Annotated in this window: 9 protein-coding genes; 6 read left to right on the top strand and 3 right to left on the bottom strand. The window is 63.5% G+C overall.

From position 1 onward, the window contains the following. Positions 1 to 53: 53 nt before the first annotated feature. The 4 genes from xdhA to guaD all read left to right on the top strand — a co-directional run bounded on the left by xdhA (position 54) and on the right by guaD (position 6,178). Entirely contained in the window at positions 54 to 1,508 is a 1,455-nt protein-coding gene (gene xdhA / locus J4E58_RS01160; protein WP_087088638.1) for a xanthine dehydrogenase small subunit, read from the top strand. Beyond that, on the top strand, positions 1,501 to 3,900 hold the full coding sequence (xdhB, locus tag J4E58_RS01155) for a xanthine dehydrogenase molybdopterin binding subunit (RefSeq protein WP_087088640.1): 2,400 nt from the start codon (positions 1,501 to 1,503) through the stop codon (positions 3,898 to 3,900). The genes xdhA and xdhB overlap by 8 nt, the downstream gene beginning before the upstream one ends. A gap of 106 nt (positions 3,901 to 4,006) precedes the next feature. Further along, entirely contained in the window at positions 4,007 to 4,849 is an 843-nt protein-coding gene (xdhC, locus tag J4E58_RS01150) for a xanthine dehydrogenase accessory protein XdhC (RefSeq protein ID WP_009042936.1), read from the top strand. A 24-nt stretch (positions 4,850 to 4,873) separates the two neighbouring features. Beyond that, entirely contained in the window at positions 4,874 to 6,178 is a 1,305-nt protein-coding gene (gene guaD, locus J4E58_RS01145; RefSeq protein ID WP_087088642.1) for a guanine deaminase, read from the top strand. Between the two features lie 177 nt (positions 6,179 to 6,355). On the opposite strand, the gene J4E58_RS01140 is transcribed toward guaD, so the two are convergent. Next, on the bottom strand, positions 6,356 to 7,120 hold the full coding sequence (locus J4E58_RS01140; RefSeq protein ID WP_007932193.1) for a GntR family transcriptional regulator: 765 nt from the start codon (positions 7,118 to 7,120) through the stop codon (positions 6,356 to 6,358). Positions 7,121 to 7,419: 299 nt separating this feature from the next. Here J4E58_RS01140 and J4E58_RS01135 point away from each other — a divergent pair, with 299 nt between their 5' ends. After that, complete coding sequence (locus J4E58_RS01135) at positions 7,420 to 8,610, top strand: benzoate/H(+) symporter BenE family transporter (protein WP_087088644.1); 1,191 nt, start codon at positions 7,420 to 7,422, stop codon at positions 8,608 to 8,610. A 232-nt stretch (positions 8,611 to 8,842) separates the two neighbouring features. On the opposite strand, the gene J4E58_RS01130 is transcribed toward J4E58_RS01135, so the two are convergent. Further along, positions 8,843 to 9,187, bottom strand: a complete 345-nt coding sequence (locus J4E58_RS01130; RefSeq protein WP_007932191.1) for a YggL family protein — start codon at positions 9,185 to 9,187, stop codon at positions 8,843 to 8,845. Between the two features lie 233 nt (positions 9,188 to 9,420). Here J4E58_RS01130 and dacB point away from each other — a divergent pair, with 233 nt between their 5' ends. Continuing rightward, positions 9,421 to 10,881, top strand: coding sequence for a D-alanyl-D-alanine carboxypeptidase/D-alanyl-D-alanine-endopeptidase (gene dacB, locus J4E58_RS01125; RefSeq protein WP_007932190.1), 1,461 nt, complete (start codon positions 9,421 to 9,423; stop codon positions 10,879 to 10,881). A gap of 58 nt (positions 10,882 to 10,939) precedes the next feature. Here the strand turns inward: dacB and J4E58_RS01120 are convergent, their stop codons facing one another. Next, positions 10,940 to 13,339, bottom strand: coding sequence for a diguanylate cyclase (locus tag J4E58_RS01120; protein WP_087088646.1), 2,400 nt, complete (start codon positions 13,337 to 13,339; stop codon positions 10,940 to 10,942). Positions 13,340 to 13,385 lie beyond the last annotated feature (46 nt).

Below are 13,385 nucleotides of genomic sequence, written 5' to 3'. Positions count from 1 at the left end.
ACTAAATTCGGCCCCAGTCGGTTAACAACAATAATGAGTCTGCGAGGCCTTCCGTGATCCAGTTTTTACTCAACCAGGAACTCCGTAGCGAGCACACCCTGGACCCGAATCTGACGGTGCTCAATTATCTGCGCGAGCATCTGGGCAAGCCCGGCACCAAGGAAGGCTGCGCCAGTGGCGACTGTGGCGCCTGCACCGTGGTGGTCGGCGAATTGCAGACCGACGATACGGGCACGGAGCACATCCGTTATCGCAGCCTCAACTCGTGCCTGACCTTCGTCTCGTCGCTGCACGGCAAACAGCTGATCAGCGTCGAAGACCTCAAGCACCAGAGCCAGTTGCACAGCGTGCAGAAGGCCATGGTCGAGTGCCACGGCTCGCAGTGCGGCTTCTGTACGCCGGGCTTCGTCATGTCGCTGTTCGCCCTGCAGAAGAACTCCGAACAACCCGATGCGCACAAGGCCCACGAGGCCCTGGCCGGCAACCTGTGCCGCTGCACCGGCTACCGCCCGATCCTCGCCGCCGCCGAGCAGGCCTGCTGCGGCAAGCAGCCGGACCAGTTCGACGCCCGCGAAGCCGAGACCATCGCCCGCCTGAAAGCCATCGCCCCCAGCGACACTGGCGAGCTGAACAGTGGCAACAAGCGTTGCCTGGTACCCCTGACCGTATCCGACCTGGCCGACCTGTATGACGCCTACCCGCAAGCTCGGTTGCTGGCCGGCGGCACCGACCTGGCGCTGGAGGTCACCCAGTTCCACCGCCCGCTGCCGGTGATGATCTACGTCGGCAACGTCGCCGAAATGAAACGCGTCGAGCGCTTCGACGACCGCCTGGAAATCGGCGCCGCCACCGTCCTCTCCGATTGCTACGACGCCCTCAAGGCCGAGTACCCGGACTTCGGCGAACTGCTGCAACGCTTCGCCTCGTTGCAGATCCGCAACCAGGGCACCCTGGGCGGCAACATCGGCAACGCTTCGCCCATCGGCGACTCACCGCCCTTGCTGATCGCCCTGGGCGCGCAGATCGTCCTGTGCAAGGGCAACACCCGCCGCACCCTGGCCCTGGAAGACTATTTCATCGACTACCGCGTCACCGCGCGCCAGGAAAGCGAGTTCATCGAGAAGATCATCGTGCCACGGGCCAGTGCCCAGCAGCTGTTCCGCGCCTACAAGGTGTCCAAGCGCCTGGACGACGATATTTCCGCGGTCTGCGCGGCCTTCAACCTGCGTATCGAGAACGGCGTGATCGCCGACGCCCGCGTGGCCTTCGGTGGCATGGCCGCCACCCCGAAACGCGCCAAGCACTGTGAGGCCGCACTGCTCGGCGCCTCGTGGAGCGAGACCACCGTCGAACGTGCCTGCGCCGCCCTCGGCGAAGACTTCACCCCGCTTTCGGACTTCCGCGCCAGCAAGGAATACCGCCTGCTCAGCGCCCAGAACCTGCTGCGCAAATACTTTATCGAACTGCAAACACCGCACATCGAGACCCGGGTGACCGCTTATGTCTAATCATCACAAAGTCGAGAAGACTCAAGCCGAACTGAGCACCCTGTTTCAACAGGACCTGGCCACCGGCGTCGGGCGCAGCGTCAAGCACGACAGCGCCGCCAAGCATGTGTCCGGCGAGGCGGTGTACATCGATGACCGGCTGGAATTCCCCAACCAGCTGCATGTGTATGCGCGCCTCTCGGACCGAGCCCACGCCAAGATCCTCAGCATCGACACCGCGCCCTGCCATGCCTTCGACGGCGTGCGTATCGTCATCACCCACAAGGACATTCCGGGGCTGAAAGACATCGGCCCGCTGCTGCCCGGCGACCCGCTGCTGGCCATCGACGACGTGCAGTTCGTCGGCCAGCCGGTGCTGGCCGTGGCCGCCCGCGACCTGGAAACCGCGCGCCAGGCGGCCATGGCCGCGGTCATCGAATACGAGGACCTGGAGCCAGTCCTGGACGTGGTCGAAGCCCTGCGCAAACGCCACTTCGTCCTCGACAGCCACACCCACCAGCGCGGCGACTCGGCCAAGGCCCTGGCCAGCGCCGAGCATCGCCTGCAGGGCACGCTGCACATCGGCGGCCAGGAACACTTCTACCTGGAGACCCAGATTTCCTCGGTGATGCCCACCGAAGACGGCGGCATGATCGTCTACTGCTCGACCCAGAACCCCACCGAGGTGCAGAAACTGGTGGCCGAGGTGCTGGACGTGTCGATGAACAAGATCGTGGTCGACATGCGCCGCATGGGCGGTGGTTTCGGCGGCAAGGAAACCCAGGCCGCCAGCCCGGCATGCCTGTGCGCGGTAATCGCGCACCTCACCGGCCAGCCGACCAAGATGCGCCTGCCGCGGGTCGAAGACATGCTGATGACCGGCAAGCGCCACCCCTTCTATATCGAGTACGACGTCGGCTTCGACAGCACCGGGCGCCTGCATGGCATCCAGCTGGAGCTGGCCGGCAACTGCGGTTGCTCGCCGGACCTGTCGGCCTCGATCGTCGATCGGGCAATGTTCCACGCCGACAACTCGTACTACCTGGGCGACGCCACCATCAACGGCCATCGCTGCAAGACCAACACCGCGTCGAACACCGCCTACCGTGGTTTCGGCGGCCCGCAAGGCATGGTCGCCATCGAGGAAGTGATGGACGCCATCGCCCGCCATCTCGCCCTTGATCCGCTGGCCGTGCGCAAGGCCAACTACTACGGCAAGACCGAACGCAACGTCACCCACTACTACCAGACCGTCGAGCACAACATGCTCGAAGAAATGACCGCCGAACTGGAAGCCAGCAGCCAGTACGCCGAGCGCCGCGAAGCGATCCGCCGCTACAACGCCGGCAGCCCGATCCTGAAAAAGGGTCTGGCGCTGACCCCGGTGAAATTCGGCATTTCCTTCACCGCCAGCTTCCTCAACCAGGCCGGCGCGCTGGTGCACGTCTATACCGACGGCAGCATCCACCTCAACCACGGCGGCACGGAAATGGGCCAGGGCCTGAACACCAAGGTGGCGCAGGTGGTGGCCGAGGTGTTCCAGGTGGAGATCGACCGGGTGCAGATCACCGCGACCAACACCGACAAGGTGCCCAACACCTCGCCGACCGCCGCCTCCAGCGGTGCCGACCTGAACGGCAAGGCGGCGCAGAACGCAGCGGAAATCATCAAGAAACGCCTGGTGGAGTTTGCCGCCCGGCAGTACAAGGTCAGCGAGGAAGATGTGGAATTCCACAACGGCCATGTGCGGGTCCGCGACCAGATCCTGAGTTTCGAGGAGCTGATCCAGCAGGCCTATTTTGCCCAGGTTTCGCTGTCCAGCACCGGCTTCTACAAAACCCCGAAAATCTACTACGACCGCGCCCAGGCCCGTGGCCGGCCGTTCTACTACTTCGCCTACGGTGCCGCCTGCGCCGAAGTGATAGTCGACACCCTGACCGGCGAGTACAAGATGCTGCGCACCGACATCCTGCATGACGTCGGTGCCTCGCTGAACCCGGCCATCGACATCGGCCAGGTGGAAGGTGGCTTTATCCAGGGCATGGGCTGGCTGACCATGGAAGAGCTGGTGTGGAACAACAAGGGCAAGCTGATGACCAACGGCCCGGCCAGCTACAAGATTCCAGCCGTTGCCGACATGCCTTTGGATTTGCGCGTGAAACTGGTGGAAAACCGCAAGAACCCGGAAGACACGGTGTTCCACTCCAAGGCCGTGGGCGAGCCGCCGTTCATGCTCGGCATCGCCGCCTGGTGCGCGATCAAGGACGCCGTGGCCAGCCTCGGCGATTACCGGCACCAGCCGAAGATCGACGCACCGGCCACGCCGGAGCGGGTGTTGTGGGGCTGCGAGCAGATGCGCCAGCTGAAGGTGGCGAAGGCCGTGGAGACCAAGGCGGAACTGGCTTCCCTGTAAATCCCATCGCGAGCAAGCTCGCTCCTACAGATATCGCACCCTCCTGTAGGAGCGAGCTTGCTCGCGATGACGACATTGCAGACGACAACGTTGCAAGAGGTGAAACATGTACAACTGGATCAGCGCCCTCGCCGACCTGCAAACTCGCGGCGAACCCTGCGTGCTGGTGACCATCATCGAAGAGCTGGGTTCGACGCCACGCAATGCCGGCTCGAAAATGGTCATCAGCGCCACCCAGAGCTTCGACACCATCGGCGGCGGCCACCTGGAATACAAGGCCATGCAGATCGCCCGCGAGATGCTCGCCAGCGGTAAGCAGGATACCCACCTGGAGCGCTTCAGCCTGGGCGCCAGCCTCGGCCAGTGCTGCGGCGGCGTGACGGTGTTGCTGTTCGAACCCATGGGCCAGGTCCAGGCGCAGATTGCGGTCTTCGGCGCCGGCCATGTCGGCCGCGCCCTGGTGCCGCTGCTCGCCAGCCTGCCGTGCAAGGTGCGCTGGATCGACTCGCGGGAACAGGAATTCCCCGAGCAAATCCCCCAGGGCGTACGCAAGATTGTCAGCGAAGAGCCCGTCGATGAAATCGACGACCTGCCCGCCGGCAGCTACTGCATCGTCATGACCCACAATCACCAGCTCGACCTGGAGCTCACCGCCGCGATCCTCAAGCGCAACGACTTTGCCTACTTCGGCCTGATCGGCTCGAAGACCAAACGGGTGAAGTTCGAACACCGCCTGCGCGAGCGCGGCTTCGACAGCGGTGTGCTGCAACGCATGCGCTGCCCGATGGGGCTCGGCGAAGTCAAAGGCAAGTTGCCTGTGGAAATCGCCATCTCCATCGCCGGCGAAATCATCGCCACCTATAACGCCAATTTCGGCCAGCACAGTGCCCGCGCCGAACCCATTGCCAAACTGCTGCCGGCCTCGCGCCGCAGCCATGCCACTCATTAAAAAGCCACGAACCGAGACTGCCTCATGCCTCTGACTCGCAAAGCCTACCGTGCCGCCATCCTGCACAGCATCGCCGACCCCGCCGAGGTCGGCATCGAAGCCTCCTACGAGTATTTCGAGGATGGCCTGCTGGTGGTCGACAACGGCCAGATCAGCGCCCTCGGCCACGCCAGCGAATTGCTCGCCAGCCTGCCCGCCGATATCGAGATCACTCACTACCAGGATGCGCTGATCACCCCAGGCTTTATCGACACCCATATCCACCTGCCGCAGACCGGCATGGTCGGTGCCTATGGCGAGCAATTGCTGGACTGGCTCAACACCTACACCTTCCCCTGCGAAAGCCAGTTCGCCGACCAGGCTCATGCCGAGGAAGTGGCGGAGATTTTCATCAAGGAACTGCTGCGCAACGGCACCACTACCGCCCTGGTCTTCGGCAGCGTGCATCCGCAATCGGTGAATGCCTTTTTCGAAGCGGCCGAGAAGCTCGACCTGCGGATGATCGCCGGCAAGGTCATGATGGACCGCAACGCCCCCGACTACCTGACCGACACCGCCGAATCCAGCTACCTGGAAAGCAAGGCGCTGATCGAGCGCTGGCATGGCAAGGGCCGCCTGCACTACGCGGTGACGCCGCGTTTCGCCCCGACCAGCACCCCGGAACAACTGACCCTCGCCGGGCAGTTGCTCGGCGAATACCCCGACCTGTACATGCAGACCCACATCAGCGAGAACCTGCAGGAAGTCGAATGGGTCAAGGAACTGTTCCCCGAGCGCAAGGGCTACCTGGACGTGTACGACCACTACCAGTTGCTGGGCGAGCGCTCGGTGTTCGCCCACGGCGTGCACCTGTGCGACGACGAATGCGCGCGCCTGGCGCAGACCGGTTCGGCCGTGGCCTTCTGCCCGACCTCGAACCTGTTCCTCGGCAGCGGCCTGTTCAACCTGCCGATGGCCGAGAAGCACAAGCTGAATGTCGGCCTGGGCACCGACGTCGGCGGCGGCACCAGCTTCTCGCTGCTGCAGACCCTGAACGAAGCCTACAAGGTCATGCAGTTGCAGGGCGCGCGCCTGAGTCCGTTCAAGTCGCTGTACCTGGCCACCCTCGGCGGCGCGCGCGCACTGCGCCTGGAAGAGCGGATCGGCACCCTGCAACCAGGCACCGACGCCGACTTCCTGGTGCTCGACTACAACGCCACGCCACTGCTGAGCTATCGCCTGAAACAATCCAAGAGCATCGCCGAGACGCTGTTCGTGCTGATGACCCTGGGCGATGACCGCACCGTGGCGCAGACCTATGCCGCAGGCAATCTGGTGCACCAGCGCTAATCCCGGAAACGAAAAATCCCCCGCCTCATGCGCTGAGGCGGGGGATTTTTTTATCTGCTGTAAACCCTGTAGGAGCGAGCTTGCTCGCGAAAAGATCGCCAAGGATGACGAGTTTTGGCAGACAGGTCGCCGCTTCGCGGCTATCGCGAGCAAGCTCGCTCCTACAGAGATATGGCGTTACAGCTTGGCGGGAGAGCGGCCCGGCTTCTTGGTTTGCAGCAGGTGCGAGAACACCGCATGCAGGTCGTCCGAGGCGCTTTCTTCGTCGAGGTTGAGCTTGCTGTCGATGTGATCCATGTGATGCATCATCAGGGTCACCGCCAGCTCAGCGTCGCGGGCCTCGATGGCGTCGATCAACTGGGTGTGCTCATCGTAGGAACAGTGCGAACGGTTGCCGCTTTCGTACTGGGCGATGATCAGCGAGGTCTGCGACACCAGGCTGCGCTGGAAGCTGATCAGCGGAGCATTCTTCGCCGCCTCGGCAAGTTTGAGGTGGAACTCGCCCGACAAGCGGATACCGGCGCCGCGATCGCCACGGGAAAAACTGTCGCGCTCGTCGTTGACCATCTGCCGCAGCTCGGCAAGCTGTTCGGCCGTGGCGTGCTGCACCGCCAGCTCGGTGATCGCCCGTTCCACCAGCCGGCGCGCCATGAACACCTGGCGGGCTTCCTCGACACTCGGGCTGGCCACGACCGCGCCGCGATTGGGCCGCAGCAGCACCACGCCTTCATGGGCCAGGCGCGACAGCGCACGACGAATGATGGTACGGCTGACCCCGAAAATTTCCCCCAGCGCCTCTTCGCTCAACTTGGTGCCGGGCGCCAGGCGCTGTTCGAGGATGGCCTCGAAGATATGCGCGTAGACAATATCGTCCTGGGTCCCGCTGCGACCGGCCTTGCCTGCTCGCGGTTGTTTCTTGAGGGGTTGCAACTGTTCGTTCATGGGCACTCGAGTCGGGAGAACTGCGGCGAATTGACCGTGACTGTAATACGGCACAGCGGGTCGCTGACAAGTATCGCGTAAAAACAATGGCACATTGTACACAACCCATGGGGTCCATTCGCAATAACTGTATGGGCCACAGGCAACCACAACGACTGTACGGCCATTTGCCGCCCTGGCTGTATTGCAATGAATGGTTACTTTTACGTTTAGGCTTGGCCCCTGCTTTCGTCACCCAACTCCCCTGCGCCGGGCTTTCGGGCGACAGATATCTTTATCAGAACAAGGAACAGTGCTCCATGTCCGACGCCTCCCTCGCGCCATTACGCCCCCTGGCCGATACTTCGCCCTCGGCCGTAGTCGCCGGCTTCATCGCCATGATGACCGGCTACACCAGCTCCCTGGTGCTGATGTTCCAGGCCGGACAGGCCGCCGGGCTGACCAGCGGGCAGATTTCCTCGTGGATCTGGGCCATCTCCATCGGCATGGCCATCTGCAGCATCGGCCTGTCCTTGCGCTACCGCACCCCGATCACCGTCGCCTGGTCGACCCCCGGCGCCGCGCTGCTGATCACCAGCCTGTCCGGGGTGAGCTACGGCGAAGCCATCGGCGCCTATATCACCTGCGCGGTGCTGGTAACCATCTGTGGCCTGACCGGCAGCTTCGAACGCCTGGTCAAGCGCATCCCGGCCTCCCTCGCCGCGGCACTGCTGGCGGGCATCCTGTTCAAGATCGGCAGCGAGATCTTCGTCGCCGCGCAGCACCGCACCGGCCTGGTGCTGGGCATGTTCTTCAGCTACCTGCTGGTCAAGCGCCTGTCGCCACGCTATGCGGTGCTCGCCGCGCTGCTGATCGGCACTGCATTGGCCGGGGTGATGGGCCTGCTGGACTTCAGCCAATTCCACCTGGAAGTTGCCACGCCAGTGTGGACCACCCCGCACTTCTCCCTGGCGGCGACCATCAGCATCGGCATCCCGCTGTTCGTGGTGGCCATGACCTCGCAGAACATGCCCGGGGTCGCCGTGCTGCGCGCCGACGGCTACAACGTGCCGGCCTCGCCACTGGTCACCATCACCGGTATCGCCTCCCTGCTGCTGGCGCCGTTCGGCTCCCACGGCATCAACCTGGCGGCCATCAGCGCGGCGATTTGCACCGGGCCCCACGCCCATGAGGACCGCAACAAGCGCTACACCGCGGCGGTCTGGTGCGGGATTTTCTACGGCATCGCCGGGGTCTTCGGCGCCACGTTGGCGGCACTGTTCGCGGCCCTGCCCAAGGAGTTGGTGCTGTCGATCGCCGCGCTGGCGCTGTTCGGCTCGATCATCAATGGCCTGAGCATCGCCATGAGCCAGGTGAAGGAGCGCGAGGCGGCGTTGATCACCTTTATGGTGACCGCCTCGGGCCTGACCCTGTTCTCCGTCGGCTCGGCGTTCTGGGGAATCGTGGCCGGCGTGCTGACCCTGGCGATCCTGAACTGGAACAACGAATAAGCCTGTAGCCGCTGCCGCAGGCTGCGACAAGCCCGAAGGGCTTCAGCGATCTCAAGACCTTGCGCGTCCTTCGGTCGCGATCGCAGCCTACGGCAGCGGCTACAACCCGCCCACGCGAAATCCCGGGAAACAGGCCCGAGGCATATCAAGGTTCTGCGGGGGAAATAAATAGAGAAGGCTGTACAGCGACAGCCGTGAGTCGGCGACCCGGACGGGCCACCGACTCAGCACATCAGGCTACCGGATTGATCGAGTTTTCCGGGTACCAGACGTCCAGCAGCGGGCTGACTTCAACGCTGGTCAGCTCGGTGCGGGCCTTGAGCCAGGCTTCGACCTTGGCACGTTGCTCTTCGCTGACCGAACCGCGTTTGCTCAGGCAAACCAGGCCGAAGTCATCGCCACCAACATAGCCGAGGCCGTTGGCTTCCATCGCTTCTTTCAGGAACGCGTCGAGGAAAGCGTCAATAGCCTCTTCGGCCAGATCTTCTTTGAAATCCAGGTTCAGCTCAAAACCCAGCTCCTGAAATTCATCTACGCACAGTTTTTTGCGCAGACGGCGGGAACGGTTAGTGGCCATGGAACAATCCTCATAAGTAATAACGGGCGGCACTTTACCAGTTTAAGCAACCGATTGCCTGACTCTATGAGGGCCTTGGCCTGCCATTGGGAAAAAAATAGCGCATTAGCCCGCCGCGGCACGGCACAAGCCGCTATACCTTGGGGCATAATGCCGACACTTTCGTGACCACTGAGGGAATTTATCGTCATGCCCTCGTCTTTTCTCCCCTCGGCTGTAGGGTTTTACTTCACATGATCAAATCTTTGCGTCCACTTTTTCTTGCCGGTCTTCTTCTGCCCCTGGCCATTTCCGTTTCCGCCGCCCCCGTCAACACCACCCTTTCGCCCAAGGTCCAACAGGCCCTCAAGGCCAGCAAACTGCAAGACAACGCCCTGTCGCTGGTGATGATCCCGCTCAGCGGCCCGGGCACGGCCACCGTTTACAACGCCGACGTGTCGGTCAACCCGGCCTCGACCATGAAACTGGTTACCACCTACGCCGCCCTGGAAATGCTCGGCCCGACCCACCAGTGGAAAACCGAGTTCTACACCGACGGCACCCTGAGCGGCGGCATCCTCAATGGCAACCTGTACCTCAAGGGCGGCGGCGATCCCAAGCTGAACATGGAAAAACTCTGGTTGCTGATGCGCGACCTGCGGGCCAACGGCGTGCAGCAAGTGACCGGCGACCTGGTGCTGGACCGCAACTTCTTCGTGCAGCCGCAGCTGCCGCAGTTCAACGACGACGGTAACGACGAGAACAAGCCGTTCCTGGTCAAGCCCGATGCCCTGCTGGTCAACCTCAAGGCCCTGCGCTTCGTGGCGCGCAACGATTCGGGCAAGGTGCTGATTTCCGTCGAGCCGCCGATTGCCAGCATTCGCATCGACAACCAGGTCAAGGCCATCGGCGGCAAGCAGTGCACCGGCAACGTGCGCTACAACCCGGTCCCACAGGCGGACGGCAGCGTCACCGTGACCGTCAACGGCCAACTGGGCGACGGTTGCAGCTCTCAGACCTACCTGTCGCTGCTCGACCACGCGACCTACACCGCCGGCGCCGTACGCGCCATCTGGAAGGAACTGGGCGGCAGCATCCAGGGCAAGGACCGCCTGGCCGCCGTGCCATCCAGCGCCAAGGTGCTGGCCCGGGCCTTCTCGCCGGACCTGGCGGAAATCATCCGCGACATAAACAAATACAGTAACAACACCATGGCCCAGCAACTGTTCCTCAGCCTCGGCGCGCAATACCGCACCGAAGCCGATGGCGACGATGCCAAGGCGGCGCAACGGGTGGTGCGTCAGTGGCTGGCGAAGAAAGGCATCACCGCACCGCACCTGGTGATGGAGAACGGTTCGGGCCTGTCCCGTGCCGAACGGGTCAGCGCCCGCGAAATGGCCTCCATGCTGCAAGCGGCCTGGAGAAGCCCGTACTCGGCGGAGTTCATCAGCTCGATGCCGATCGCCGGCATGGATGGCACCATGCGCAAGCGCCTGAAGCGCACCGCGATGTCCGGTGAAGCCCACGTGAAGACCGGGACCCTGAACACCGTCCGCGCCATCGCCGGCTACAGCCGCGACAGCAACGGCAACACCTGGGCCGTGGTAGCGATTCTCAACGATCCGAAGCCCTGGGGCGCGTCCTCGGTGCTCGATCAGGTGCTGCTGGATCTGTACCGCCAGCCGAAACTGGCAGACACCGCTTCGACCCTGTAAACCGTCACTCAGGTGGCGCGAGGACAACCTCGCGTCACCCCCACTTCCGCGTCCCTGCCTACCCCATCTCGGCCTCGACCCGGTCGCGCCCAGCCTGCTTGGCCGCATAGACCCCGGAATCCGCCCGCAGCAACAGCCCGTCGGCCCCTTCGTGCTCCCGCCAGCTGGCGATGCCGAAACTGGCCGTGACAATGCCCACGCCATCGATCGGCGAGCTGCGCAGCCCGCGCCACAGTTCCTCGGCCAGGACATAGGCTTGCTGGCCATCGGTGTCCGGGCACAGCACCATGAACTCTTCGCCGCCCAGCCGGCAAAACACATCCGTGCGCCGCAGACGAAGGCCGATGCGCTCACAGACGCCGCGCAGCACCATGTCGCCGATGGCATGCCCGTACTGGTCGTTGATCCGCTTGAAGTGGTCGATATCCAGCATGATCACCGCCAGGCTGCCCACCCCGCGCTCGACCCGCGCCATTTCCGTCTGCAGGCGCTCCTGGAAATAGCGGCGGTTGTGGATACCGGTCAGCGAGTCGGTGACCGACAGGGCCCGCAACTCTTCCTCGACCCGCTTGAGGTCGGAGATGTCCGACAGATAGCCATGCCACAGCACCCCGCCCCCCGCCAGCTTTTCCGGGGTCGCTTCGCCGCGTATCCAGCGCAGGCCGCGCTGTGGCAACTGCACCCGATATTCCTCGCGCCAGGGGCTGAGTTTCTTCGCCGAGGTCCAGATCGAGCCGCGCACCCGGGCCACATCGTCCGGATGAATACGCTCGAACACCGGGTTGGCATCGCGCTGCAACTGCTGTGGATCGATCTCGTAGATATCGCGGATGCCGTCACTGACGTAGCTGAAGCTGGAATGGCCTTCGGCATCCACCTGGAACTGATAGATGGCGCCCGGTACATGGGCGCTGAGCTTCTTCAGCAGACGATCACGGGCCGCCAGCGCCTCGTGGACTCGCTTGCGTTCGGTGATATCGATACAAATCGCCAGGTGCCCGACCCATAAACCGTGATCGTCCAGGACCGGGGTGGCCAGCATGTTCACCACCAGATGGCTGCCATCGCGGCGCATCAGGGTCCACTCGCGGGTTTCCTCGCCACGCTCTTCGGAACCGTCCACCAGCATCGCCTGGCACATCGGGATCTGCCGGCCGTAACGCTGGCTCAGGGCTTGCGCGCGCGCATTCAGCTCCGCGGGCAGGTGCAGGCTTTCCAGGGTCAGGTGGCCCACCACCTCGGCGCTGCTGTAGCCGAGCATATGTTCGGCGCCGGCATTGAAGGTGCTGATCACGCCCCGCAGGTCGGTGGCGATGATCGCCACCTGGGTCGCCGCATTGAGCACGCTGCGCAGCTGTCCGTGGGTGCCGCGCAATTCCTGCTCCCTGGCCCGCAGCTCCCCGGTGCGCTGCTCCACCAGCCGCAGCGCGCGCTGCCGCTGGCTGACCAGGACATACAGCAAGGCACTGAGCAGCAGACTCAGCAGCGTGCCCAGGACCACCTGACTGGACACCGAAGAATGGTTGGCCTGGAGGAACACCGCGCTGGGGCGGATGTTCACCTGGTAATCATGGTCGGCCAGGCTCAGCACCCGGCTCACCGCCAGTGGGCTGTCCCCCGGCCCGTTGCTCGACTCATAGAGTTTGCCGTACGACTCGGCGGTCGACAGGTCGATGATCTGCACGAACAGGTTGTCCTGACGCTGCTCGGGCAGACCATCGACCACCAGCTGGCGCATGCTGATCACCGCGATCACATAACCGTAAGGCTCGGGGGTCGACATGGCCACATCGGCGCGCAGGCTGACGGGAGTCGCCAGGATGATGCCGCGCGCGTAGGAAGGCTCGACTCCGACCAAGCGCACCGGCTGCGAAACCGCCACGCCGCCACGCCGCCGTGCCCGTTCGAGGGTGTCGCGACGCATTGGCTGGGCCAACAGGTCGAACCCCAGGGGCGAGCCCAGCGGGCTTTGGGTCTGGCTGTAGAGCACCGGTATGTACTCATCGCGCTCGGCGGCTCGCTGCAGCTTGCCTTCGGCATTCAGGTCGGCAATGAAATAATCCGGCGCCCCCTGCTCCTGCGCCATGCGCTCGAACAGCGCACGCTCGGCACCGCTGACGCGCGGCGCCCAAGCGTAGGCCTGGGTGCGATGCAAGAGAGGTTGGGTGTAGCCGTCGAAATCCTGGCGCGAGACCGCGCCGGAATTGATGAAGAAACGCTTGAGACCATCCAGGCGCTGCTCCTGATCTTCGAAGCGCTCTTCGATGCGGCTATAACGTTCGCTGGCCAGCAGCTGGAAACGTTGGCGCAACTGCTGCTGATACAGATTGAGGGTCGACCAGGCCAGCAGCCCGGTCAATACACAACCAAACAGCAATACCACTAACGCGACCAGCCAGGCCGACACGTCTTCGCTGATGAAGCCCAGGATTTTCGGGCGTACCGAGTGCAACGACATAAGCAAAACTCATAACGCCAGCGAACGTGAGCGTCACATGGGCTTG

Origin of the sequence: Pseudomonas sp. FW305-25 (assembly GCF_017351415.1) — a bacterium.
GTDB lineage: Bacteria > Pseudomonadota > Gammaproteobacteria > Pseudomonadales > Pseudomonadaceae > Aquipseudomonas > Aquipseudomonas chlororaphis.
Note: the sequence above shows the minus strand (reverse complement) of the source record. Positions and strands in the feature narration are given on the sequence as shown.